Origin of the sequence: Streptomyces sp. NRRL B-3229, assembly GCF_000719505.1 — a bacterium.
In the GTDB taxonomy this organism is placed as follows: Bacteria; Actinomycetota; Actinomycetes; order Streptomycetales; family Streptomycetaceae; genus Streptomyces; species Streptomyces griseorubiginosus.
In genome coordinates, this window is the sequence record NZ_JOGP01000005.1 from 147,950 (window position 1) to 172,386 (window position 24,437).

Sequence of the window (24,437 nt, forward strand, 5' to 3'; positions counted from 1 at the left end):
GTCAACTGCGGGTGGCCACCATGCCGAGGGTGATCAGACCCAGCACGACCCAGCCGAACCACAGCCAGCCGTTGCTGCCCAGCGCCACCGTGTACGCCGTCACCACGACGAGACCGCCGACGGTGAGCACCCCCATCGTTCTGGTCGAGCCATCCGTGGAACCGGTACCGGGCATCGCGACACCTTCCTCAGGATTCGTCCCCCTCCATGGTGCCCCCGTTCTGCCTGCGGACGGTGCACACGACGAAATGAGTGCCGTTCTTCCAAGGGCCCTCACTCGTCCAGGACCCCGCCGTGTAGACCGACGGATCGAAGCCGTAGTCGCCCGGCGGCACCTCGCGCGCACACGCGGTGTCCGACTCGGTGCGCGCCTCGGGCAGGGTGACGTCGGGGGCCAATCGGGTGAATCCGAGCACCTGCTCGTCGTAGGAGCCCGCGCAGGAGACCAGCCGGGCGTCCCGGTTGGTGCGCACGTCCAGACAGTCCCTCCGCTGCATGGTCGCCGTGTCCGCGAACGCCGAACCCGGCGCGCGATGTGAGCCGATCGGCCCGTACACCGGCCCGTTCGCCCCCAGCACCAGACAGGCCGTGCGCCGTCCCGCGGCCGCGAACCCCTCGTCGGTCGGTACGACGGCCTGGCCGCGGACGTCCGCGAGCCTGTCCCGGATCTCCCGCGTCCGCTCCTCGCACTTCGCCGGCCCGGTCCGCCGCGCCTCCTCCGCCGAGCCCGCCGGCACGAACGCCATCACCTGGCCGTCCGGCGCCGTACCGCAGGTGGGGTCCAGCCGCAGCCGGGGTGTCCCGCGGAACCGCTGCGACCCCGGCCAGTCGGCGATCACGCAGTCACCGTCCCGCAGCGGTTTCGCGAGCCCGACGGCCTCGCCGTACGGCTGCCGGGTGCTCCGCTGTCCGCCACCGTCCCCGCCACCGCCCTCGCCCCCGCCTGGCGACGACCGGTCGGCCATGGCGTACCAGACCCCGCCCAGGGCCAGCAGCAGCCCCAGGCCGCAGGCGAGGAGGGCCCGCAGGGCGTGCGAACGTTCCCGCCGCCGACGGCCGCCCCGCGACGGCGGCGCCGCGGGGGGCGGCCGGTGTCCGTGCGGAGCCGGCCCGAACGGCGGCCCCTGCACCCCCGCCCAGGACGGCTGCGAACCGAGATCGGTCTGAGTCCGCGGATACGGCTCGGCCTGCGTCCGCGGATACGGCTCGGCCTGCGGCGCCACGACCGCCGACAGCGCGGCCTCCGCCTCCGCCGAGGACAGCCGCTGCCCGGGGTCCTTCGCGAGCAGAGCGTGCAGTACCGGACCGAGCGCGCCGGCGCGCACGGCGGGTCGTGGCTCCTCCATGACCACCGCGGTCACCTCGGCGAGATGCGACTCCCGCTCGAAGGGGGCCACGCCCTCCACGGCGTGGTACAGCGTGCAGCCCAGCGAGAACAGGTCGGCGGCCGGGGTGGGCGCCCCGCCCGTGGCCCGCTCCGGCGCCAGATAGCCCGCCGTCCCCACCAGCACGGACGCCAGCGTGTACCGGGTCTCCCCGGCGTCCGGCTGCACGGAGATGCCGTAGTCGGTGAGCAGGACGCGCCCGTACGGCGAACCCGCGCGGTCCGGAGCCAGCAGGATGTTCGCCGGTTTCACGTCCCGGTGCATCACGCCCCGCCGATGCCCGGCGGTCAGCGCGTCCAGCACGGCGAGGCCGACGCGGGCGCACTCCGCGGGGGCGAGCGGTCCGCGGGACGCGACCAGGTCACGGAGGTCCACGGCGTCGGCCACGTACTCCATGACGATCCACGGCAGCCCGTCGTGCTCCAGCACGTCGTGCACGGTCACCACGTGCGGGTGGCCGCGCAGCCCCGCCGCGTGCCGGGCCTCCGCGCGGGCCCGCGCCACCCGTGCCTCCCGCTCGTGGGCGGCCTCCACCGGGTCCCGGAACACGATCTCCTTGAGCGCGACCTCACAGGCGAGTCTCTGGTCGTGGGCGAGCCACACATGGCCCATGCCGCCGCTGCCGAGCGGGTTCAGCAGCAGATAACGGCCGGCGATGACCCGGCCCACTCCCGACGTCGGTGATCCTGAAGGCATCCGCTGGCTCTCCGGTTCCGCGCTGCTTCGGCTCTTGGGGTCTCCGGGCGCTACGTGGCGACGGTGGTGCTCGGTCCGTCGGTGACGGGTTCGCTGCTCGCGGGCTCACTGGTGGCCGGTTGCGAGGTGACGATGGGCGGTTCGCCCGTGACGGGCGCGCTGCTCGTGGCGGGAGGCGGCGGTGGCGGCGGGGGAGGAGGAGACGGGGGAGGCGGCGCGCTGCTGCTCACCGGGGCACCGGTGGACGTCGGGCTGCTCGACTTCTTCGGTGCGGGCGACGTCGAGCCGGGCACCGTGCTCGACGGCGGCGGGGTCGAGGACTGCCCCGGCGTGCCGCGCGACGAGGAGGGAGGTGCGGAGGAGGTGCCACCGGACCGGCCGCCGGACGAGGAGGGAGGTGCGGAGGAGGTGCCACCGGACCGGCCGCCGGACGAGGAGGGAGGTACGGAGGAGGCGTCGCCGGACCGGCCGCCGGACGAGGGCCCTGTGCTGGTGGGCGGTGTCCGTGGCCCGGACGGATGCGGCGGCGGGGGAGTCGTCGTGGGCCCGGTCGCCGGTGCGGTCCCCCCGCCGGAGGCGCTCCCGTTGCTCTCGGCCACGGTCAGCATCACGTAGTGCCCGAACGCCAGCTCGCTCCCCGCGGGCGGGTCCGTCGCCGTGACCCTCGCTCCGTCGGGCGGCGGCACCTGCCCGGCGTACCCGGCCGCGAGCCCGGCGTGGATCAGCTCCCGACCAGCCTGGGCGAAGGTCGTCCCGGCGAGTTCCGGTACGACGCGCGGCTCACCGGCGTCGAAGGTGGCGTCCCTCTCACCGGTCGTCCCGACCGGCCGGTCGATGCCGCGGGCAGGCTCATGAACGTCGATCAGAGCGATCCGTGCCAGCTTCCGCGGGGCGGGCCGCACGGCCACGACCGACTTCCGCTCGTATCCGGCCCACTTCTTGTTGCCGTCCTCGAACCGGACGGAAATCCGACTGGTGTCCCCCTTGAAGGGCCGCAGTGGATTTCCGCACGAGCATTTCACGGCCGGAATCCCTTGTTCATCGACGAGAATCGCGATTCCCGCCTGGAGCAAGGAGTCGTACGGGACGGCCTTTCCCTGCTTGTAGTCGTGGTTCTGGACGAGCGTGTCGTGACGCAGCAGCACAGGTGTGAGTCGATCCAGGTATTCCGGTATCCCGTCCGTGCGGATGTTCAGCACATCCGCCCACGCCTGTGCCTTGTCGTGATTCCCGGGATCGGTGAGGAATCGTTCGAGTGCGGCGACATCACAGATGGTCGGCTGCTTGCTGCCGCCGTAGAGACCAGGTGTGTCCCCCTGCTGGAGACTTCCCCGCACGGGCTGCGACCGCACCGTCCCGGCGTCCTTGCCGAGCCCGCTGCTCTCGTCGAAGAACGGTGCGAGCGAGGGCGCACCCGCGGCGACCGCCTTGACCACGGTCAGTGGATTTCCCTTGCCGCAGCCGCTCAGCAGCACCGCGAAAACCGTGAGAACGGCGATCCTTTGCATAAATGCGCGCAGTGTCATGACCGCTCCCCCCGGTGGCGGTTCCCCCAACGCGTTTCATGCTACTGAATGCTCCGGAAGGACGAAGTGCTTATTGTCCGCGTGCGTTCAGTGAGGCCAAATAGGCGTTGTACTCCTCGAGTTCCTTGTCGCCGTCCCGGTCGGCGGCCCGGTCCTTGCGCTTGGCCTGCCGCTGTTCGGAGCCGTACCACTGGAACAGCAGTGCGATCAGCACCAGTACGGAGGGAATCTCGCTGAACGCCCAGGCGATACCGCCCGCGTAGTTCTGGTCGGAGAGCGCGTCGATGTGCAGCGAGGCGGGCGGGTTCTTGAACGTCCCCACCATCGGCTCGGACGCCATCATCAACGCGATGCCGAAGAAGGCGTGGAACGGCATCCCCGCGAACAGCTCCAGCATCCGCATCAGATACCCCGGCCGGTGCGGTCCCGGGTCGACGCCGATGATCGGCCAGAAGAAGACGACACCCACCGCGAGGAAGTGCACCATCATCGCGATGTGCCCGGTCTTCGACCCCATCAGATAGTCGAACAACGGCGTGAAATAGAGCCCGTACAGACTCGCGATGAACAGCGGAATGGTGAACGCCGGATGCGTGATGATCCGCATGTACCGGCTGTGCAGCAGGGCGAGCAGCAGCTCACGCGGCCCCCTTCGCCCCTTGCCGGCGACGGGCAGCGCCCGCAGGGCGAGCGTGACCGGAGCGCCGAGCAGCAGGAGGATCGGGGACAGCATGCTGATCACCATGTGCTGCACCATGTGCACGCTGAACATGACCATGCCGTAGTCGTTCAGCCCGGTGCACATCATCAGCACGATGGTCAGCACACCGATCACGAAGGAGATGGTCCGCCCCGGCGGCCACGCGTCCCCTCGCCGCCGCAGCCGCACGACGCCCCAGCCGTAGAGGGCGAGCCCGAGCAGGCAGGCGACCAGAAAGAACGGGTCAGCGGACCACTCAAGTCCCCGCCCCAGCGTGAACGGCGGCAGATCCATGGTCATGCCGTGCCCGCTGTGATCCATGCCGGCGGCTCCTGATTCGTGGGGGTTGTGCGCTTACGTCCGCCACCAAGAGTAGAACCGCCCACGGCCACATCTTGGACCGGGGGCGGTTCGACCAACTCAGGGGCGCGGGGAACTGCGCGACCAGCCACGGACAAGCCGCACCCGCCGTAAGACCTAAAGCACGCACTCCGCCTCGGCGTACCGCTCCTCCGGCACCGTCTTCAACGTCTCCACCGCCTCCGCCAGCGGCACCATCACGATGTCGGTCCCGCGAAGAGCCGTCATGTGACCGAACTCCCCCCGGTGCACGGCCTCCACCGCATGCCACCCGAACCGCGTGGCCAGCACCCGGTCGTAGGCCGTGGGCGTACCGCCCCGCTGCACATGCCCCAGGATGACCGGCCGGGCTTCCTTCCCCAGCCGCCCCTCCAGCTCGATGGACAGCTGACGGGCGATCCCGGCGAACCGCTCGTGACCGTAGATGTCCTTGCCGCCCTCGTCGAAGGCCATGGAGCCGGGCGCCGGCTTGGCGCCCTCCGCCGCCACGACGATCGCGAAGCGCTTGCCCGCCTCGAACCGCTCGCCGACCCGCCGGGTCAGCTCCTCGATGTCGAAGGGCCGTTCCGGCACGACGATGGCGTGTGCGCCCGCCGCCATGCCGGAATGCAGCGCTATCCACCCGGTGTGCCGCCCCATGACCTCGACGACGAGTACCCGCTGGTGGGACTCGGCGGTGGTCTTGAGCCGGTCGAGCGCCTCGGTGGCGACCCCGACGGCCGTGTCGAACCCGAAGGTCACGTCGGTGACCGCGATGTCGTTGTCGATCGTCTTGGGCACGCCCACGATGGGCAGGCCGGCGTCCGACATCAGCCGGGCCGCCTTGAGGGTGCCCTCGCCGCCGATGGGGATGATCGCGTCGAGGCCGAGTTCCTCGACGTGTCCCTTGGCCCGCTCCACGCCGTCCCGCAGGTGCGAGGGCTGGACGCGGGAGGAGCCGAGGATCGTGCCGCCGCGGGCGAGGATGCCGCCGACGGCGTCGAGGTCGAGCTTGAGGTAGTCGCACTCCAGGAGGCCGCGCCAGCCGTCCCGGAAGCCGATGACCTCGTCGCCGTGGTCGACGAGGGCACGGTGCACGACGGACCTGATGACGGCGTTCAGGCCGGGACAGTCGCCGCCGGACGTGAGGACACCAATGCGCATAAGCCCGCTACAACCTTCTCGACAGGGGCCGGATCCGGACCTCGTCGTCCGGCTCGAACCCCGCCACCCTAGCGGCAGGAGGGGGCGGGGCCGAAGCACGCGTCCGCCTGCTGGACGACCCCGCTCACCTGTGCGGACTCCCCGTCAGACGGGCCGTTGACGGAGGCCTGGAACCGAGCGGGGCGCCCCGCTCAGGCAGGCTGCTGAGCGGCCGCGATGCGCTCGTTGCGCAGCGCCTCGTACCAGCGGTCGTCGGTCGGCGGCAGCGCGTTCACGTCGAGGGCCAGCTTCAGCAGCAGGTCGGCGATGAGCGGGTTGCGCGCGAGCACGGGCCCGTGCATGTACGTCCCGAAGACGGTGTCGTTGTACGCCCCCTCGGTGCCGTCCCCGGTGCCGTTGCCGTTGCCCAGCCTGACGTTGGCGAACGGGCGGGCGGTGGGCCCGAGATGGGTGACGCCCTGGTGGTTCTCGAAGCCGGTCAGCGGGGGCAGACCCAGCCGCGGGTCGATGTCGGCGAGGACGTCACCGACGCACCGCGCGCCCTCGCCGCGCACGGAGACGACGTCCAGGAGCCCGAGGCCCGGCTCGCGCTGGCCGAGGTCGTTGATGAACTCGTGGCCGAGGATCTGGTAGCCGGCGCACACCGAGAACACGATCGCGCCGTTGCCCACGGCCCGGTGCAGCCCGCCGTCCCGGCGCAGCCGCTCGGCCGCGAGCCGCTGGGGCCGGTCCTCGCCGCCGCCGATCAGGTAGATGTCGCCGGAGGTCGGGATCGCCTGGTCGCTGCGCACGTCGAGGCGGGCCACGTCGAGGCCGCGCTGGCGGGCCCGGCGCTCGATGACGAGGGCGTTGCCCTGGTCGCCGTAGGTGCTGAGCAGGTCGGGGTAGATCCAGACGATCCGCAGTTGGTTGTCGCTCACAAAAGTCCCCTGTGTCTCAGTTGCCGACGCGGCGGCGCAGGTCCTGGAAGGCGGTGTAGTTCGCGATGACCTCGATACGGCCGTGCGGGCTCATCGAGACGGCCTGGTCGAGGTTGTCGCAGACCTGGAAGTTCTGGTTCGCGACCTCCAGACGCACCGCGAGGTCCAGCTTGCGGTCGCCGATCACGCAGATCGGGTGGCCGGTCAGCCGGGTGTAGTCGACGTCCCACAGCCACGAGGTGTCGGTGCCGTCGGCGCCGCGGGCGTTGACGGAGAGGATCACCGGGGTGGGCGGCGGGTCGATCAGGCTGAACGTTTCGAGCCAGCCCGCCGGGTTCTTCGCGAGCAGCAGCCTGAGGTCGCGCTGCTGGAACTGCACCACGTCGTAGCGTCCGGCGACGGCCTGCACCTGGTACATGCGTTCCAGGGCGACCTGGGGCGGTACGCCGAAGACGGCGGCGACGGCCGCGGAGGAGGCGGCGTTGGCCTTGTTGGCGCGCCCGGGCAGCTGGAGGTGGATGGGCCAGGCCGAGCCGTGCGGGTCGAGCACGTGGTCACCGGAGAGCGCCCAGCTCGGCGTCGGCCGGCGGAACCCGCACTCGCCGCAGAACCAGTCGTCGCCCGGCCGCTGCATCACACCGCCGCAGGACGGGCAGGACCAGGCGTCGTCCTTCCACATCTGTCCGGCGGCGACCCAGATGACGTTGGGGGAGGAGGAGGCGGCCCACACGACGAGCGGGTCGTCGGCGTTGGCGACCACGACGGACTTGCTGCCCGCGAGCCCCTCACGCCAGTTCTCGGCGAGCATGCGGGTCTCGGCGGCCCGGTCGAGCTGGTCGCGGGAGAGGTTCAGCAGGGCGATGCACTTGGGGTCGGTGTCCCGGGCCACGCCCGCGAGGTACTTCTCGTCGACCTCGATCACGCCGTAGCGGGCGTCCGAGCCGCCCGCGAGGGCGGAGGTGATCCCGGCGGGCATGTTGGCGCCGAGCGCGTTGGAGACGACGGGGCCGGCCGCGCCCAGGGCCTCCGCGATCAACCGGGTGGTCGTGGTCTTTCCGTTGGTCGCCGAGACGAGGACGACGTCCAGGTGCTGGGCGAGCCGGGCGAGGAGGTCGGGGTCGAGTTTGAGGGCCACCTTGCCGCCGATGACCGAACCGCTGCCGCGACCCGCGGCTCGGGATGCCGCCGCGACGGCCTTGCCCGCCGTCACGGCGAGCTTGGCCCGCGGCGAGAGCGGGTCCGAGTTGCCTGTCATCAGTTCTCGATCCTCCTTGCGTACGCGCCGCGCCACAGACTCCGGCCACGTGGTGTGGACCTCAGCCTATCGAGATCCGTAGGCACTCCCGAATCGCCGTACCCTTGCGGCCATGCGAAACGGCTCCATTCCGGGCACCCGTGGCCGGGTCCGGCCCCTCACTCTGCTCGGCGACCCCGTCCTGCACGAACCCTGCGGGGACGTATCGGACTTCGGCCCGGAACTGGCGGGTCTCGTGGAGGACCTGTTCGCGACGATGTACGCGCACGAGGGGGTGGGCCTCGCGGCGAACCAAGTGGGCGTCCCTCTGCGCGTGTTCGTCTACGACTGCCCGGACGACGAGGAGGTCCGCCACCTGGGCCACGTGGTCAACCCCCGTCTGGTGGAGACCGACGGCGTGGTCCTGCGGGGTCCGGAGGGCTGCCTGTCCCTGCCGGGTCTGGAGGCGGGGGTGGAACGCCACGACCACGCGGTGGTGGAGGGTTTCACGGCGACGGGCGAGCCCGTGACGATCCACGGCACGGGCTTCTTCGCAAGGTGCCTCCAGCACGAGACGGACCACCTGGAGGGCAGGGTCTACGTGGACCACCTGACGGGTTGGCGCAAGCGAAAGCTCATGCGACAAGTGGCCAGATCGTCTTGGCGCGGGGTCAGCTGAACCTGCTCAGGGGCGCGGGGAACTGCGCGACCAGCCCCCACCGAGCCGCACCCGACGTACGACCGTCAGAACCCCGGACCCCCCACTTTGTCCCCCGCCGCGGCCAGCCGACCCCACAACAGGTCCGCCATGCTCCGCACCAACTCCCCCCGCTCACACGGCCGTTCCCCCAACCACCAGTCACCGGCCGCGTACATCATGCCGACGATCCCGTGCCCCCACACCCGCGCCAGCAGCTGACTCCCGGGCCCCAGATCCAGCCTGTCCTCGATGACCTGCGCCAACTCCTCACCCATCCTCCGCAGCAGCGGCGCGGAATGCTGGCCGACGTCGAACCCCTGGTCCGCGGTCTGGCCCCCCTCCGCGGGATGCATCAGGAACCGGTACACCTGGGGTCGCGCCTCGATCGCCGCGAGGTAGGTGTCGAGCGTCGCCTCGACCCGTTCCCGCCGCTCCGCCGGGGCGTCCAGCGCGGCCCGCAGCGAGTCCAGCAGCGCGTCGGTGTGCCGCTTGGCGAGGGCGGCGTAAAGTCCCCCCTTGTCACCGAAGTGGCGGTACAGGATCGGCTTGGTGATACCGGCCTCGGCGGCGATCGCGTTCATGGAGGCGTGCGGTCCGTCACGCAGCACCACCCGGTCCGCGGCCTCCAACAACTCACGCCGACGGCGGTCGGCGGACCGCTGCTGATCGGTCCGCTGTGTGGTGTCCATGAGCTCTCCCCACCCGTGCTTAATCGGTGACGCCTGCGCAAACTAACACTCGGCAGGTCGCGCGCATCGAACAGGCTGCTGACCGGTCATCGGAGTTGACTTTTCCTACCCGTGGGTAACAGACTCGGGTTACCGCTAGTAACATGTACGTGTGCCGCCGCTGGAGGGGTCATGGCCGAGTTCACCATGGAGCTCAACGACGAACAGAAGGAGGTCCGGGACTGGCTGCACGGCTTCGCCGCCGACGTCATCCGCCCCGCGGCCGCCGAATGGGACGAGCGTGAGGAGACTCCCTGGCCGGTCATCCAGGAGGCCGCGAAGGTCGGCATCTACTCCCTCGACTTCTACGCCCAGCAGTACTTCGACCCCACCGGGCTCGGTATCCCGATGGCGATGGAGGAGCTGTTCTGGGGCGACGCGGGCATCGCACTGTCGATCGTAGGCACAGGCCTCGCCGCCGTGGGCGTTCTCGCCAACGGAACCGAGGAGCAGATCGGCACCTGGATCCCCCAGATGTACGGCGACGTCAACGACGTCAAGGTCGCCGCCTTCTGCTCCTCCGAGCCGGACGCGGGCTCCGACGTGGCCTCCATGCGCACGCGTGCCGTGTACGACGAGGCCAAGGACGAGTGGGTCCTCAACGGCACCAAGACCTGGGCCACCAACGGCGGCATCGCCAACGTCCACGTGGTCGTCGCCGTCGTGGACTCCGAACTCGGCTCCAAGGGCCACGCGTCCTTCATCGTGCCGCCGAACACCCCGGGCCTGTCCCAGGGGCAGAAGTTCAAGAAGCACGGCATCCGCGCCTCGCACACCGCCGAAGTCGTCCTGGAGAACGTCCGGGTCCCCGGCCACTGCCTGCTCGGCGGCAAGGAGAAGCTGGACCAGCGCCTGGCCCGGGCCCGGGAGCGGGCGAAGGCGGCGGGCGGTGAGCGTGTGAAGAACGCGGCGATGGCGACCTTCGAGGCCAGCCGTCCCGCGGTGGGCGCCATGGCGGTGGGCACCGCCCGCGCCGCCTACGAGGTCGCCCTCGACTACGCCAAGACCCGCGAGCAGTTCGGGCGTCCGATCATCGACAACCAGGGCGTGGCCTTCCAGCTCGCGGACATGCGGACCTCGATCGACGCGGCCCGGCTGCTGGTCTGGCGGGCCTCCTGGATGGCGATCAACGGCAAGCAGTTCACCGCGGCCGAGGGCTCCATGTCCAAGCTGTTCGCGAGCGAGACCGCGAAGAAGGTCACCGCACAGGCGGTCCAGATCCTCGGCGGCAACGGCTACACCCGGGAGTACCCGGTGGAGCGGATGCACCGGGACGCCGCGATCTACACCATTTTCGAAGGGACGAGCGAGATCCAGCGCCTGGTGATCGCCCGGACCCTCTCCGGGATGCCGATCCGCTGACGTCGCCCCAGGGGCGCCGACGGGGGGCGATTCGCCGGAGCTCGACGAGCCGGCGTCCCCTGCGGCGCCCCCCTTTGCTGTTCGGCGCGATTAGGGCGCCCCACCGCTGCTGTGCGCGATGCACGCCACGTCGATCCGGTCGGCCAGCTTCGCCAGCTCGATGGTCAGTGCGGCAACCGTGTCCTCGTCGAGACCGTCGGCCCCGGCCTCGACCAAGTGCAGCCACCGCCCGCCAAGACTGCGCAGCAGCTTGCTCACGTCGGCGGCAGCCACCTGCAAGGTCCCGCGGTCGTCGACGATCAGAGGCAGAGTCACTTCGCGGTTCACACCGGGATCGTAGCCGCGCAAGCGTCACGCTCCGTGCCAAACCGTCGTGATGTTGCAGAACTCCCTGATTCCGTGCCCGGACAGCTCACGCCCGTACCCGGACCGCTTGACCCCGCCGAACGGGAACGCCGGATGCGAGGCGGTCATCCCGTTGACGAACACCCCGCCGGCCTCCAGATCCCGTACGCACCGGTCGACCTCGGCCTCGTCCCGCGTCCACACGTTCGAACTGAGTCCGAACGGCGAGTCGTTGGCGATCAGCACCGCCTCGTCGAGGTCGGCGGCCCGGTACAGCGTGGCCACCGGGCCGAAGGTCTCCTCGCGGTGGATGCGCATCTCGCGGGTGACGTCGGCGACGACGGTCGGCGGGTAGTACCAGCCGGGCCCGTCGGGCCGCTCGCCGCCGCACAGCACGCTCGCCCCGCTGCGCCGGGCGTCGTCGACCAGCTCCTCCAGGTCGTTCCGCCCCTGTTCGCTGGAGAGCGGCCCCACCTCGGTGTCCTCCTCCAGCGGGTCGCCGACCTTGAGCGCCTTCATGCCCGCCACGAACCGTTCGGCGAAGCGGTCGTAGACGTCGGTGTGCACGATGAACCGCTTGGCGGCGATGCAGGACTGCCCGTTGTTCTGCACCCGCGCGGTCACCGCGACCTCGGCGGCCCGGTCGATGTCCGCGGACGGCATCACGAGATACGGGTCGCTGCCGCCGAGCTCCAGCACCGTCTTCTTCACCATGTCCCCGGCGGTGGAGGCCACGGCCCGCCCCGCGGGCTCGCTCCCGGTCAGCGTGGCCGCCTTCACGCGTTCGTCGCGCAGGATGTCGTCGATCGCGCCCGACCCGACGAGCAGTGTCTGGAAACAGCCATGGGTGTAGCCCGCCTGGTGGAAGAGGTCCTCCAGGAACAGCGCGGTCTGCGGCACGTTCGAGGCGTGCTTGAGCAGACCCACGTTTCCCGCCATCAGCGCGGGCGCGGCGAACCGGATCACCTGCCACAGCGGGAAGTTCCACGGCATCACCGCGAGCACCGGGCCGAGCGGCCGGTAGAGCACGCGCGCGCGTGCGCCGCCGGAGTCCTCGACGTCGGCCTCCGAGGGCTCCTCGTCGGCCAGCAGCGCCTCGGCGTGCCCGGCGTACCAGCGCATCGCCTTGGCGCACTTGGCGGCCTCGGCGCGGGCCTGCTTGACCGGCTTGCCCATCTCGGTGGTCATGACCCGGGCGATGTCCTGCTGAGCCTCGTCGAGGACCTCGGCGGCCCGGTTCAGGAGACGGGCGCGCTCCTCGAAGGACGTCGTGCGGTAGGTCCGGAACGTCGCCTCGGCGAGCTGGAGCCTGCGCTCGATCTCCTCCTCGCCCATGGCCTCGTACGTCTTGAGCGTCTCGCCGTTCGCCGGGTTCACCGTCGCGATGGGCATGACCGACCTCCTGAAGAGCTGACTGTGCTTCGACCTTCCCGCGCGGCGGGGGCGACCGCAACGCGTGGACATCAGGCCGAGTGCTCAGCCAGCCGGTCGAGAAACGCGGCCTGCGCCTTCACGATCACGGCCCGGGCCCGTTCCAGGCCGAACCAGGCCACCCGGTCCAGCTCCGGGAACTCCTGGGTCCGACCGGACCTGGGCGGCCACTCCATGCTGAACACCCCCGGCACCACCGTCGCCGGATCGAGGTCCGCCTCGATCGCCCACGCCGTGACGACCTTGCCGTTCGTCTGCCGGACCTCGCCCAGGGGTACGGCCTCCCCGTCGGGCGGCGGCAGTCCGAGCTCCTCCTGGAACTCCCGCCTGGCCGCGTCCCAGGCAGACTCCGACTCCGGCTCGTACTCACCCTTCGGGACCGTCCACGCCCCGGCGTCCCGGCGGGCGAAGAACGGACCACCCATATGGCCCAGCAACACCTCCAGCCCGTTCCCGGTGTGCCGGAACACCAGCAGGCCCGCGCTCGTCCTCACGGCCTCACCTCGGGGTGCGCGGCCAGCAGCGTCTCCACGGTGTCGGCCTCCTCGGGCCGCTTGTCCTCCCGGTAGCGGACCACGCGGGCGAACCGCAGGGTGACCCCGGCCGGATAGCGGGTCGACCTCTGGAGGCCGTCGTAGGCGATCTCCACGACCAGTTCGGGCCGTACGGTCACCACATAGCCGCTGCTCTCCACCGCCAGTTCCTGGAGGCGCTCGGTCTGCCAGGTGAGCATCGCGTCGGTCATGCCCTTGAAGGTCTTGCCGAGCATCGCGAAGCCGCCGTCGGCGGTGCGGGCGCCGAGGTGCAGGTTGGAGAGCTTGCCGGTGCGGCGGCCGTGCCCCCACTCGGCGGCCAGCACCACCAGGTCCAGGGTGTGCACGGGTTTGACCTTGAGCCAGGACGCGCCCCGCCGGCCCGCGCTGTAGGGCGCGTCGAGGGACTTCACGACCACGCCCTCGTGCCCGCGCTTCAGCGTCTCGGCGAGGAACTCCTCCGCCGCCGGGATCTCGTCCGGTCCCGACACCAATGCCCGTCGCACCCGCATCGGCTCCGGCACCAGCCGGGCCAGCTCCGCGTGGCGTTCGGCGAAGGGCAGGTCGAGGAGGTCCCGGCCGTCGACGGACAGGGCGTCGAAGAAGACGGGGGAGACGGGGACCGCGTCGGCGGCCGTCGTCACGTCCGTGCGGGAGCCGACCCGGCCCGCGGTCTCCTGGAAGGAGCGGGGCCGTCCCGCCTCGTCGAAGGCGATCACCTCACCGTCCAGGATGAACCGCTCGCCCCGCAACTCCAGTGCGGCAGCGGTCAGTTCGGGCAGCCGGTCGGTGATGTCGTCCAGGGTGCGGGTGTACAGCCGTACGGCGTCGCCGTCGCGGTGGATCTGGACGCGGATGCCGTCCAGCTTCTCCTCGACCGCGCACACGCCGAGCTTCTCGACCGCCTCGGCCACCGAGGAGGCGCTGAGCGCGAGCATCGGCAGGACCGGACGGCCGACGGTGAGACGGAAGCGGTCCAGGGCGGACGGACCCTCGCCGAGCAGGGCCTCGGCGACCGTCTGGAGGGAGCCCGCCAGCATCACGGCACGGCGGACGTCGGCGGGCGGTGCCTGCGTCGCCTGGGCGAGCCCCTCGATGGCGACAGCGTCCAGCGCGCCCTGCCGTACCTCCCCGCTGATCAGCCCGAACAGGAACCGCTGCTCGTCCTCGGTGGCCGCGCCCAGCAACTCGCCGACGAGCCGCGTCCGTTCGGCCTGCGAGCCTGCGCCCGCGACCTGGCCGAGCGCGGTGAGACGGTGGTCCACCTCGCGGACGGTCAGGGTCGGCTCGGCGGCGGGTGCGACCGGGCGGCTCAGCACTTTCCAGCCGACGCCGAGCCGGCCCTGCGGGAGCCGTCCCGCGAGGTACGGGATGACGATCGGTACGTCGTCCGGCTCCGCCTCCCGGAACAGCTCCGCGAGCAGCGCGATCTTCTTGGAGCGCGCCGAGGTCGCGGCGACCTCCTGTGACACCTGTGCCAGTCGGGCAAGCAACATTCCTCCAGGGTGTACCGGAGGAGCCGGGTCTACACCCCGGCGGCCGCGTCGAGGTCCGCCATCAGCAGGTCCCCGTTGATCGCGGCCCCGGCCCGGTAGCCGCCCGCCGCCGCGTTGATCACCTGCTCGCCGAAGCCGACGGCGTTACCTGCCGCCCACACCCCCGGCACGGAGGTCTGCCCCGTCGCGTCGACGACCGGGTACGCGCCGAAGGGGGTCTCGGTCAGTTCGGCGCCGAGCCGCTCCAGAAGGCCGCTGCGGGGGACGGCCCGAGGGGCGGTGAAGACGACCTCGCGCGCATGGGCGGTCCCGTCCTTCAGGCGTACGGCGGTCAGCCGGTCCTCCGTCACCACCAGCTCGGCGACCTCGCCGGCCACCACCTCGACACCCGCCGCGGCGAGTCTGCGCAGGTCGTCGTCCGCCAGGTCGGCCTCGGCGACCTCGTGCAGGAAGAGCGTCACGTCCTTGGACCACTGGGACACCATCAGTGCCTGGTGCACGCTGAGCGTACTGGTCGCGAGCACGCCGAAGGCCTGATCGCGGACCTCCCAGCCGTGGCAGTACGGGCAGTGCAGCACGTCCTTGCCTAAGCGCTCGGCGACCCCGGGGACCTCGGGCAGCTCGTCCTTCAGGCCGGTCGCGACGACCAGGCGCCGGGCCCGGAGCACGCGACCGCTCGCCAGGGTCACGGCGAAGCCCTCCGCGACCTCCACGACCCGGTCCCGGACCAGCTCGACGCCGTACCGCTCGATCTCCTCGCGGCCGAGCGCCAGGAACTCGGCGGGCGGCATGCCGTCCCGGGTCAGGAAGCCCTGCATGTGCGCGGCGGGAGCGTTGCGCGGCTCGCCCGCGTCGACGACGAGCGTGCGGCGGCGGGAGCGGCCCAGGACGAGTGCTGCGGACAGTCCGGCGGCACCGCCGCCGATGACGATCACCTCGTATGTCTCGGTCATACCGACACCGTCACGCGGGGGTGCGGGATTGACAAACTTCTTTGCCGATTCTGCAATGTCCCGCATGAGTACCGATGACGTTCTCGCGGAGGTCGGGCCCCGACTGCGACGGCTGCGCAAGGACCGGGAGGTGACGCTCGCGTCGCTGTCCCGGTCGACGGGGATCTCCGTGAGCACCCTGTCCCGGCTGGAGTCCGGCCTGCGCAAACCCAGCCTGGAGCTGCTGCTGCCGATCGCGCAGGCCCATCAGGTGCCGCTCGACGAACTGGTCGGCGCCCCGGAGGCCGGCGATCCCCGGGTGCGGTCCGCGCCGCTCGAACGGCACGGGCGCACCTTCTGGCCGCTCACCCGGCAGCCGGGCGGCCTCCAGGCCTTCAAGGTGCTGGTGCCGCGCCGGGACGAGGAGCCGGAGCCCCGTACGCACGAAGGCTACGAGTGGTTGTACGTCCTGGCGGGGCGGCTGCGGGTGGTGCTGGGGGACCACGACGTGGTGATGACGGCGGGGGAGGCGGCCGAGTTCGACACCCGGGTGCCGCACTGGTTCGGCTCGACGGGGGAGGGGCCCGCGGAGTTCCTCAGCCTCTTCGGACCGCAGGGCGAGCGGATGCACGTCCGCGCGCGTCCCCGGAAGGCGTGAGCGACCCCCGCCCGCGACAACTGGCCTGCTGCCCGGGTAAGTTCGCCGGATGGACGAGATATCGCGGCGACCGCACTCCGCCGCACGGCAGAGTGCCAGGTGACCAGCGGCCACATGACCCGTTCCCCCCTCGTCGAGGACCCCCGCACCGTGGCAGCCCCCCTGAACTGGCAAGACCGGCTTCGCCGGCACGGATACCCGGCCCACCCGGCGACCGACGTCCGTGAACGTCTCGTCCCGCGTTTCCCGAAGCCCTCGGTGTGGGACTGGCTGGGCCCACTGCTCGTGGCCGCCATGGCGGGCGTGATCCGGTTCTGGCATCTCGGCCGGCCGCGGGCCGTGATCTTCGACGAGACCTTCTACGCCAAGGACGCCTGGTCCCTGCTGCGGCTCGGCTACGAGGGCACCTGGCCGGACCGCAAGATCGCCGACCCGCAGCTCCTCGCCGACCCCCAGGTGATCTCCCTCTCCGACACCGGCACCTTCGTCGCGCACCCGCCGACCGGCAAGTGGGTCATCGCCTTCGGCGAGTGGATGTTCGGCCTCACCCCCTTCGGCTGGCGCTTCATGGCGGCGGCCCTCGGCACCCTGTCGGTGCTCGTGCTGTGCCGCGTCGGACGCCGGCTGTTCCGCTCTACCTTCCTGGGCTGCCTGGCCGGGGCGCTCCTCGCGGTGGACGGGCTGCATGTGGTGATGAGCCGGACCGCCCTGCTCGACCTCGTCGTCATGTTCTTCGTCCTGGCGGCCTTCGGCTGTCTGCTGATCGACCGGGACCACGCGCGGGCCCGCCTCGCCGCCGCCCTGCCGGTCGGGACGGACGGCCGCGCCCGCCCCGACGAGCACGCCGCCGACCGCACCGGGACCGGACCGCGCCCCTGGAGGCTCGCCGCCGGCGTTCTCCTGGGCCTGGCGGCCTCAACCAAGTGGAACGGCCTCTTCATCCTTGTCTTCTTCACGGTCCTGACCGTGCTGTGGGACGTCGGCTCCCGCCGCGTGGCCGGCTCCCGCCGCCCGTACCTGGCGGTGCTGAACAAGGGCCTCGGCGGGTCCCTGCTGTCCCTGGTGCCGGTCGCCGTGCTGACCTACCTGGCCACCTGGACCGGCTGGTTCCTGTCCGACGACGGCTACGGACGGCACTGGGCCGACGGCCGCGGCGGCACCTGGTCCTGGATCCCGGCCCCGCTGCGCAGCCTCTGGCACTACGAGCACGCCGTGTACGAGTTCAACGTGGGGCTGCACACCCCGCACAAGTACCAGTCGAACCCCTGGAGCTGGCTGGTCCAGGGGCGCCCGGTGCTGTTCGACTACCAGTCGCCGAAGCCGGGACAGGACGGCTGCCGCACCGCGGTCGACTGCTCGCAGACCGTCCTCGCCCTCGGCACCCCGCTGCTGTGGTGGGCGGCCTGCGGGGCCCTCGCCTACCTGATCTTCCGCTGGGCGCTGCGCCGCGACTGGCGGGCCGGGGCGATCCTGTGCGGGGTGGGCGCCGGGTACCTGCCCTGGTTCCTGTACCAGGACCGCACGGTCTTCTCCTTCTACGCCGTCGTCTTCGTGCCCTACCTGTGTCTGGCGGTGGCGATGACGGTCGGTGCGATGCTGGGCCCGCCCGGCTCGGACCACCGGCGGCGCACCCTGGGCGCGGTCGCCGCGGGCACCCTCGTGCTGCTCATCGCCTGGAACTTCGTGTACTTCTTCCCGCTCTACACCGGGCAGACGATCCCGTACGCCGACTGGCACTCGCGGATGTGGCTGGACACCTGGATCTGAGCCGGCCGGACCCTGGTACGTTACGGAGCTTCCGCCGCCCGACGACAAGAGACCGAGCACAGTGACGACCGTCGCGTACCAAGGTGAACCCGGATCCAACTCGGCGACCGCCGCGCACACCCTGTACCCCGGGTGCGCCGAGCAGCCCTGCACCAGCTTCGAGCAGGCCCTGGACGCGGTGACGCTCGGCACCGCCGACGTGGCGGTGATCCCGGTGGACAACTCCGCGGCCGGACGGGTCGCCGACGTCCACCATCTGCTGCCCGAGTCGGGGCTGTTCATCATCGCCGAGTACTTCCTCGCCATCCGCTTCGACCTGATGGGCGTGGCCGGGGCGACGGTGGACCAGGTGGAGTGCGTACGCAGTCATGTGCACGCCCTCGGGCAGTGCCGCAAGGTCCTGCGGGAGGGCGGCTGGCGGACCCTCGTCTCCGACGACACCGCCGGCGCGGCGCGCGAGGTGGCCGAGCTGGGGGACCCGCGGCACGCGGCGCTCGCCCCGCCCGCGGCCGCCGCGCGGTACGGCCTCGACGTCCTGTGCGCCGGGGTCGAGGACGACCCCGACAACACGACCAGGTTCGTCGTGCTGTCCAGGGACGCGGTCGTGGCCCCGGCCACCGGGCAGCCGACCATGACGAGCCTGTTCTTCTCCGTCCGCAACATCCCCAGCGCGCTGTTCAAGGCGCTCGGCGGGTTCGCCACCAGCGGGGTGAACCTCACGAAGATCGAGAGCTACCAGGTCGGCGCGGGCCTCGACGCCAGCCGCTTCTACGTCGAGATCGAGGGCCACCCCGACGAGCGGCACGTCGCCCTCGCGCTGCACGAGCTGGGGTTCTTCTCCACGGAGGTGCGGATTCTCGGCGTCTACCCGGCCCATCCGCACCGGTCCCGGACGGCGGCGGGTACCGCGGGATCCGCCCAGGCGGTCGATACGTCGTCCGGCGTCTGAGGACCTAGTACGAGCCGATCAGGGAACGAGCGGGGCGGCGGGCTTCCAGTCCCGGGCGAGGAGGCCGAGCAGGACCTCGTCCAGGAACTCGCCCATCACCCAGGCCGAGGAGCGCAGCACGCCCTCGCGGACGAAGCCGTTGCGCTCGGCGGACCGCAGCATCGCCGTGTTGTCCGCCAGGGTCTCGATCTGGAGCCGGTGCAGACCGCGCACGACGAAGCCGTAGTGGCACAGCACGGCGACCACATCGGTGCCGTACCCCTTGCCCCGGCAGGACGGCAGCAGTCCGAGGCCGATGTGGGCGCAGCGATTGTGGGTGTCGATGCCCCACAGGGTCGCGGTGCCGACCAGCGTCCCGCCCTCCAGCTCCACCACGGAGAACGGGACGTGTCCCTCCTCCTCGTCGTCCACCACGAGCCGCGGGTCCTTCGAGCCCGGCGTGATCGGCCGCCACGGTCCGCTCCCGGCGCGCGAGGAGTTGACCACGTCGTCGTAGAGCTCGGTCCGCAGCACCGGGATGTCGTCATCGTGGCGGGCCCTCAGCCCGACCTTGCCGCCCTTCAGCATGCGAGCTTCCTATAGGACCGCGCCGACCTGCGGCAACCGAATAGTCGGCGGCGGGCTCAGGCTCAGTGGAAGCAGAGACAGAACGGATGGCCGGCCGGGTCCGCGTAGACCCGCCAGTTGGCCTCCGGGCGGAGCTGGTCCGTGCGCTCCAGCACGGTCGCCCCGAGGGCGAGCGCCCGCTGCTCCTCCCCGTCGAGATCGTCCACGTCGAAGTCGAGGTGGAGCTGTTGCGGGTGGTCCTGTCCCGGCCACTGCGGCGGCCGGTAGTCGTCCACCCGCTGGCAGGCCAGCGGTGTGCCCTCGAACCCGTGCACCTCGACCCAGTCGGGATCCTCCGGGTGCTTGACCACCCGGCCGCCGAGCAGTTCCGCCCAGAACTCGGCGAGCCGTACCGGGTCGGCGCAGTCCAGGGCGACCGCTTGCAGTTTTCGAATCATGCGGGGGGCGTACCCACGACCGGGGAGGACATGCACGGCGGGCAACGGCCTGCCCGGGGAGCATGCGTCACCACCTTGACAGGTGACGAGCTTCGAGCGCACGCTGGTCACCGTCCGAGGCGTCGAGCCGGACCGGTCCACGAAGTGGAGAACGTCATGAGCAGGAACCTCACCCTGGACGCCGACACGGCGGCCCGGCAGGCGCGCTACGGCAGCCTTCCCGAGCGCATCCGCTTCGAGGACATGACCGAAGAGGTGGAGGCCGCTCCCAGGGGCGGGGTGGACGTCGCGTACGACCCCGCGGGGGGCTGGAAGTACTACTCGTGCCTGGCCCTCGACCTGGGCCTGTAGGGGTTCAGTCCGCGGTCCTCGCGGGGGCGTCCTTCTTGCGGGCCCGGTACGCGGCGGCCTTGATCCGGTTGCCGCAGGACTCCATGCCGCACCACTGGCGTCGCATGCCGCGCGAGCGGTCGATGTAGACGCGGGTGCACTCGGGGTTGCCGCATTCCTTCATGAGGGGCACGTCGGGGCCGCTCAGCAGCTCCACGGCCTGTCGGGCGACCGACGCGAGGGCCTGCGCGGGCGTCGCGTCGGTGTGCCGGCCCGACAGGGTGAGCTGCGGTGTCGTGGGAGTCTCGCGGGCGGCGGCGTTGAGCAGGGCGAGCGCCTCCCGGTCGAACCCCTCGCCCAGCCGGCGATCGGTGACGAGCCGGTAGACGGCCTCCCGCACGGTGATCGCCGCCCGGACGTCCTCCTCCCGCCCGGGCGTGATCGCGTCCACGAGCCCGGCTCCCAGATACCAGGCGTTGAGCCGCTCGGGCGACACGAACATCTCGAAACGAGCCGAGCGCCGGGCACGGAGAGTGGCCGCGAAGTCCAGAGCGGGGTGCCCGCAGACGAAGACGTGGTCAAGGTTCACATCACCATCCTGACGGGTGACTGCGGGGCGAAGCAAGAAACGCCCGGCCGGTTGCTCGAGGGTGCCGGACCGGTGGCGGCCCGCTCTCCGTAAGTGGCGGTACTTTCTCCCGGCGGCTGTTCCCTCACGGCAAGCGACCGCTTAGTATGCGAGGGATCCTGGTCGGACCCCGTCGGACCTGGGATTCAGACCCGGCATGACGACGCAGTCCTGTGGAGGCCCCCCATGCAGGCATGGCAAGTGCACGAGAACGGTGAGCCGAGCGAGGTGATGCGCCTCGAGGACGTGGCACGTCCCGTGCCCGGCGACGGCCAGGTCCTGCTGAAGGTGCGCGCCGCGAACATCAACTTCCCGGACGTCCTGATGTGCCGCGGCCACTACCAGGTCCGCCCGCCGCTGCCCTTCACGCCCGGCGTGGAGATCTGCGGCGAGACCGAGGACGGGCGGCGCGTGATCGCCAACCCCGCGCTGCCGCACGGCGGTTTCGCCGAGTACGCCGTCGCGGACGCCGCCGCTGTGCTGCCCGCGCCCGACTCGCTGGACGACGCCGAGGCCGCCGCGCTGCACGTCGGCTACCAGACGGGCTGGTTCGGTCTGCACCGACGGGCCCGCCTGGAAGCCGGCGAGACGCTGCTGGTCCACGCTGCCGCAGGAGGGGTCGGCAGCGCGGCCGTGCAGCTCGGGAAGGCGGCCGGGGCCACCGTCATCGGGGTCGTCGGCGGTGCCGACAAGGCCGCCGTGGCCCGCGAACTGGGCTGTGACGTGGTGGTCGACCGGCGGAGCGAGGACGTCGTCGCCGCCGTCAAGGAGGCCACCGGGGGCCGGGGCGCGGATGTGATCTACGACCCCGTGGGTGGCGAGGCCTACACGCAGTCGACCAAGGTCGTCGCCTTCGAGGGCCGGATCGTGGTCGTCGGCTTCGCGAGCGGGACCATCCCGAGCCCCGCCCTCAACCACGCCCTGGTGAAGAACTACACGATCCTCGGCCTGCACTGGGGCCTGTACAACACCAAGAACCCCAAGCTGGTCCAGCACTGCCACGAGCAGCTCACCGAACTGGCCGCCCGGGGCGCCATCAAGCCCCTGGTGAGCGAGCGGGTGCCGCTGGCGGGGGCCGCGGACGCGGTGCAGCGCCTCGGCGACGGAGTCACCACGGGCCGGATCGCCGTCGTACCGACGGGAGCACAGGCATGACCGACGCAGCCGAACTCCAGCGCCGCACCGCAGAGTTGCTGGCCTCCCACCCGCCCGCGAGCACGGACCGCCAGGACTTCCTCAAGGCCCGCTTCGACGCCGGACTCGCCTGGGTGCACTACCCCGAGGGCCTCGGCGGACTGAACGCGCCCCGCTCCCTCCAGGCCGTCGTGGACGCCGAGCTGGAGGCCGCGGGCGCCCCCGACAACGACCCCCGGCGCAACGGCATCGGCCTCGGCATGGCCGCGCCGACGATCCTCAAGTACGGCACCGAGGAGCAGAAGCAGCGCTATCTGCGGCCCCTGTGGGTGGGGGAGGAGGTCTGGTGCCAGCTGTTCAGCGAGCCCGGCGCCGGGTCAGACCTCGCGGCCCTCGGCACGCGTGCGGTGCGGGAGGATGGGGGCCCCTCCCGCTCGAGCGGAGCCGAGAGTGGGGGAGACTGGGTGGTCAACGGGCAGAAGGTGTGGACCTCCGGTGCCCACAACTCCCGCTGGGCCATCCTCATCGCCCGCACCGACCCGGACGTGCCCAAGCACGCGGGCATCACCTACTTCATCTGCGACATGACCGACCCCGGCGTCGACGTCCGCCCCCTGCGGCAGATCACCGGCGAGGCCGAGTTCAACGAGGTCTTCCTCACCGACGTCCGCATCCCCGACGACCGCCGCCTCGGCGAGATCGGAGACGGCTGGCGGGTCGCCCAGACCACCCTCAACAACGAGCGCGTCGCCATCGGCGGCATGCGGCTGCCCCGCGAGGGCGGCATGATCGGCCCGGTCTCGAAGACCTGGCGCGAACGCCCCGAACTGCGTACCCAGGACCTGCACCAGCGGCTGCTGAAGCTCTGGGTCGACTCCGAGGTCGCCCGCCTCACCGCCGAGCGGCTGCGCCAGCAGCTCGTCGCGGGCCAGCCCGGACCCGAGGGCGCCGGCATGAAGCTCGCCTTCGCCCGCCTCAACCAGGAGATCAGCGGCCTGGAGGTCGAACTGCGCGGCGAGGAGGGCCTGTTGTACGACGACTGGACCATGCGCCGCCCCGAGCTGGTGGACTTCACCGGCCGCGACGCCGGCTACCGCTACCTCCGCTCCAAGGGCAACAGCATCGAGGGCGGGACCAGCGAGGTCCTGCTGAACATCGTCGCCGAGCGGGTCCTGGGCCTCCCTGCCGAACCGCGCACCGACAAGGACGTCGCATGGAAGGACCTCTCCCGATGAGCGCACAGCCCGACCTGCTGTACTCGGAGGAGGAAGAGGCCCTCCGCGCCGCCGTCCGGGACCTGCTCGCGGACCACTGCGACGCGCCGGGCGTGATCGCCCGCACCGAGTCGGACACCCCGCACGACCTCGCGGCCTGGAAGGCCCTCGCCGACGGGATGGGCCTCGCGGGGCTCCTGGTCCCGGAGGACAAGGGCGGCCAGGGCGCCAGCCACCGCGAAGCCGCCGTCGTCCTGGAGGAGTTGGGCCGCGCGGTCGCCCCCGTCCCCTACCTCACCAGCGCGGTCGTCGCCACCGAGGCCCTGCTCGCCTGCGACGCCGACGACCTCCTCGCCGAGCTCGCCTCCGGGCGGAGGATCGGCGCTCTCGCCGTCGCCCTGAACGTCGCTCCGGGCGGCGCCTACAAGGTCGTACGCCATGAAGACGGCTCACTGCACGGGGAGTTGACGGCGATCGCCGACGCCCAGGCGGCCGATGTGCTGCTGGTGCCCGCGGACGACGGCGGACTGTACGCGGTGGACGCCGACGCGGCGACCGTCACCCCGCAGGTCTCCTTCGACCTGACCCGGCCGCTCGCGACCGTCACACTCGACGGGGTGCCCGGCCGCCTCCTCGGTGACGCCGAGACCGCCGTGCACCGGGCCCTCAGGGCCGGGGCCGGGCTGCTCGCCTCCGAGCAGTTCGGGCTCGCCGAATGGACGTTGACCGAGACCGTGCGCTACCTCAAGGAGCGCAAGCAGTTCAACCGGCCCGTCGGCGGCTTCCAGGCGCTCAAGCACCGGCTCGCCCAGCTGTGGCTGGAGGTCGTCAACCTCCGTGCCGCCGCCCGCAACGCGGCCGACGCGCTCGCCACCGGCGCGGACGCGGACGTGGCGGTCGCCGTCGCCCAGGCCTACGCGGCGTCCGTCGCCGTCCACGCCGCCGAGGAGGCGCTCCAACTGCACGCCGGGATCGGCATGACGTGGGAGCACCCGGTGCACCTGTACCTGAAGCGGGCCAAGTCCGACTCGATCGCGTACGGCACGGCGGGCGCTCACCGCGCCCGGCTGGCCGAACTCGTCGACCTCCAGGCGCCCTGACCCCTCGTCCCGCCACCCGGTGAAGCCCGCCCCACCTGGGGCGGGCTTTTCCGTGCCGTGTGCGCGGGAGGAGTGAACGAGGGGCGGCGGTCCGGCCAACTCCTTTCGCTTACAGGTTCATTGGGGTGCGGATGGCCCCATACTCCCTGTGGTTCCGACCCA

Annotated in this window: 25 protein-coding genes; 9 read left to right on the forward strand and 16 right to left on the reverse strand. The window is 71.5% G+C overall.

Annotated features, from left to right (window positions below):
- Position 1: 1 nt before the first annotated feature.
- From IF54_RS42045 to IF54_RS0109330, 7 genes are all read right to left on the reverse strand, one after another.
- Positions 2-175 carry a hypothetical protein gene (locus IF54_RS42045; protein ID WP_030316440.1) on the reverse strand — a complete coding sequence of 58 codons (174 nt, stop codon included), beginning with the start codon at positions 173-175 and terminating at the stop codon, positions 2-4.
- 13 nt (positions 176-188) lie between these two features.
- Positions 189-2,081 carry a serine/threonine-protein kinase gene (locus IF54_RS0109305; protein ID WP_030316441.1) on the reverse strand — a complete coding sequence of 631 codons (1,893 nt, stop codon included), beginning with the start codon at positions 2,079-2,081 and terminating at the stop codon, positions 189-191.
- 50 nt (positions 2,082-2,131) lie between these two features.
- Positions 2,132-3,589 carry a PASTA domain-containing protein gene (locus tag IF54_RS42690; RefSeq protein ID WP_030316442.1) on the reverse strand — a complete coding sequence of 486 codons (1,458 nt, stop codon included), beginning with the start codon at positions 3,587-3,589 and terminating at the stop codon, positions 2,132-2,134.
- An 88-nt stretch (positions 3,590-3,677) separates the two neighbouring features.
- The gene (locus IF54_RS0109315; protein ID WP_030316443.1) at positions 3,678-4,628 is read right to left on the reverse strand and encodes a cytochrome c oxidase assembly protein; all 951 of its coding nucleotides are present in this window, start codon (positions 4,626-4,628) and stop codon (positions 3,678-3,680) included.
- Between the two features lie 156 nt (positions 4,629-4,784).
- On the reverse strand, positions 4,785-5,810 hold the full coding sequence (locus IF54_RS0109320; protein WP_030316444.1) for a 6-phosphofructokinase: 1,026 nt from the start codon (positions 5,808-5,810) through the stop codon (positions 4,785-4,787).
- 191 nt (positions 5,811-6,001) lie between these two features.
- Positions 6,002-6,730: a type 1 glutamine amidotransferase gene (locus IF54_RS0109325; protein ID WP_020140434.1), complete on the reverse strand. Its 729-nt coding sequence runs from the start codon at positions 6,728-6,730 to the stop codon at positions 6,002-6,004.
- A gap of 16 nt (positions 6,731-6,746) precedes the next feature.
- Positions 6,747-7,985, reverse strand: coding sequence for a MurT ligase domain-containing protein (locus IF54_RS0109330; protein ID WP_020140433.1), 1,239 nt, complete (start codon positions 7,983-7,985; stop codon positions 6,747-6,749).
- 112 nt (positions 7,986-8,097) lie between these two features.
- Between IF54_RS0109330 and def the strand changes: the two genes are divergently transcribed.
- Entirely contained in the window at positions 8,098-8,643 is a 546-nt protein-coding gene (def, locus tag IF54_RS0109335; protein ID WP_030316445.1) for a peptide deformylase, read from the forward strand.
- A 65-nt stretch (positions 8,644-8,708) separates the two neighbouring features.
- Here the strand turns inward: def and IF54_RS0109340 are convergent, their stop codons facing one another.
- Positions 8,709-9,353 (reverse strand): TetR family transcriptional regulator, encoded by a 645-nt coding sequence (locus IF54_RS0109340; protein ID WP_030316446.1) that lies wholly within the window; start codon positions 9,351-9,353, stop codon positions 8,709-8,711.
- A gap of 171 nt (positions 9,354-9,524) precedes the next feature.
- Here IF54_RS0109340 and IF54_RS0109345 point away from each other — a divergent pair, with 171 nt between their 5' ends.
- A complete protein-coding gene (locus IF54_RS0109345; RefSeq protein WP_030316447.1) occupies positions 9,525-10,754 on the forward strand; it encodes an acyl-CoA dehydrogenase family protein in 1,230 nt (409 codons plus the stop codon).
- Positions 10,755-10,844: 90 nt separating this feature from the next.
- Here the strand turns inward: IF54_RS0109345 and IF54_RS0109350 are convergent, their stop codons facing one another.
- The 5 genes from IF54_RS0109350 to IF54_RS0109370 form a co-directional block, all read right to left on the reverse strand.
- Complete coding sequence (locus tag IF54_RS0109350; RefSeq protein WP_007380390.1) at positions 10,845-11,081, reverse strand: DUF6213 family protein; 237 nt, start codon at positions 11,079-11,081, stop codon at positions 10,845-10,847.
- Positions 11,082-11,105: 24 nt separating this feature from the next.
- Positions 11,106-12,491: an NADP-dependent succinic semialdehyde dehydrogenase gene (locus tag IF54_RS0109355; RefSeq protein WP_030316449.1), complete on the reverse strand. Its 1,386-nt coding sequence runs from the start codon at positions 12,489-12,491 to the stop codon at positions 11,106-11,108.
- A gap of 71 nt (positions 12,492-12,562) precedes the next feature.
- A complete protein-coding gene (locus IF54_RS0109360; protein ID WP_030316450.1) occupies positions 12,563-13,024 on the reverse strand; it encodes an NUDIX domain-containing protein in 462 nt (153 codons plus the stop codon).
- Entirely contained in the window at positions 13,021-14,559 is a 1,539-nt protein-coding gene (locus IF54_RS0109365) for an ATP-dependent DNA ligase (protein WP_030316452.1), read from the reverse strand. The genes IF54_RS0109360 and IF54_RS0109365 overlap by 4 nt, the downstream gene beginning before the upstream one ends.
- 29 nt (positions 14,560-14,588) lie before the next feature.
- Entirely contained in the window at positions 14,589-15,512 is a 924-nt protein-coding gene (locus tag IF54_RS0109370; RefSeq protein WP_030316453.1) for an NAD(P)/FAD-dependent oxidoreductase, read from the reverse strand.
- 64 nt (positions 15,513-15,576) lie between these two features.
- Here IF54_RS0109370 and IF54_RS0109375 point away from each other — a divergent pair, with 64 nt between their 5' ends.
- The 3 genes from IF54_RS0109375 to IF54_RS0109385 all read left to right on the forward strand — a co-directional run bounded on the left by IF54_RS0109375 (position 15,577) and on the right by IF54_RS0109385 (position 18,865).
- The gene (locus IF54_RS0109375) at positions 15,577-16,149 is read left to right on the forward strand and encodes a helix-turn-helix domain-containing protein (RefSeq protein WP_030316454.1); all 573 of its coding nucleotides are present in this window, start codon (positions 15,577-15,579) and stop codon (positions 16,147-16,149) included.
- A gap of 114 nt (positions 16,150-16,263) precedes the next feature.
- The gene (locus tag IF54_RS0109380) at positions 16,264-17,916 is read left to right on the forward strand and encodes a dolichyl-phosphate-mannose--protein mannosyltransferase (protein WP_234438946.1); all 1,653 of its coding nucleotides are present in this window, start codon (positions 16,264-16,266) and stop codon (positions 17,914-17,916) included.
- 61 nt (positions 17,917-17,977) lie between these two features.
- Positions 17,978-18,865: a prephenate dehydratase gene (locus IF54_RS0109385; RefSeq protein ID WP_051735370.1), complete on the forward strand. Its 888-nt coding sequence runs from the start codon at positions 17,978-17,980 to the stop codon at positions 18,863-18,865.
- A gap of 18 nt (positions 18,866-18,883) precedes the next feature.
- Here IF54_RS0109385 and IF54_RS0109390 read toward each other — a convergent pair whose 3' ends face one another.
- Together IF54_RS0109390 and IF54_RS0109395 are read right to left on the reverse strand one after the other, a co-directional pair.
- Entirely contained in the window at positions 18,884-19,432 is a 549-nt protein-coding gene (locus IF54_RS0109390; RefSeq protein ID WP_030316460.1) for a GNAT family N-acetyltransferase, read from the reverse strand.
- Between the two features lie 62 nt (positions 19,433-19,494).
- Positions 19,495-19,869, reverse strand: coding sequence for a VOC family protein (locus tag IF54_RS0109395; RefSeq protein WP_030316461.1), 375 nt, complete (start codon positions 19,867-19,869; stop codon positions 19,495-19,497).
- Positions 19,870-20,025: 156 nt separating this feature from the next.
- Here IF54_RS0109395 and IF54_RS0109400 point away from each other — a divergent pair, with 156 nt between their 5' ends.
- Positions 20,026-20,220: a hypothetical protein gene (locus IF54_RS0109400; RefSeq protein ID WP_030316463.1), complete on the forward strand. Its 195-nt coding sequence runs from the start codon at positions 20,026-20,028 to the stop codon at positions 20,218-20,220.
- Positions 20,221-20,224: 4 nt separating this feature from the next.
- On the opposite strand, the gene IF54_RS0109405 is transcribed toward IF54_RS0109400, so the two are convergent.
- Positions 20,225-20,788, reverse strand: coding sequence for a CGNR zinc finger domain-containing protein (locus IF54_RS0109405; RefSeq protein WP_030316465.1), 564 nt, complete (start codon positions 20,786-20,788; stop codon positions 20,225-20,227).
- Positions 20,789-21,013: 225 nt separating this feature from the next.
- Between IF54_RS0109405 and IF54_RS0109410 the strand changes: the two genes are divergently transcribed.
- Genes IF54_RS0109410 through IF54_RS0109420 form a run of 3 tightly spaced genes read left to right on the forward strand, consistent with a single transcriptional unit; the run spans position 21,014 to position 24,275 of the window.
- A complete protein-coding gene (locus tag IF54_RS0109410) occupies positions 21,014-21,982 on the forward strand; it encodes an NADPH:quinone oxidoreductase family protein (RefSeq protein ID WP_030316467.1) in 969 nt (322 codons plus the stop codon).
- Positions 21,979-23,196 (forward strand): acyl-CoA dehydrogenase family protein, encoded by a 1,218-nt coding sequence (locus IF54_RS0109415; protein WP_030316469.1) that lies wholly within the window; start codon positions 21,979-21,981, stop codon positions 23,194-23,196. The genes IF54_RS0109410 and IF54_RS0109415 overlap by 4 nt, the downstream gene beginning before the upstream one ends.
- Entirely contained in the window at positions 23,193-24,275 is a 1,083-nt protein-coding gene (locus tag IF54_RS0109420; RefSeq protein WP_030316471.1) for an acyl-CoA dehydrogenase family protein, read from the forward strand. The genes IF54_RS0109415 and IF54_RS0109420 overlap by 4 nt, the downstream gene beginning before the upstream one ends.
- Positions 24,276-24,437 lie beyond the last annotated feature (162 nt).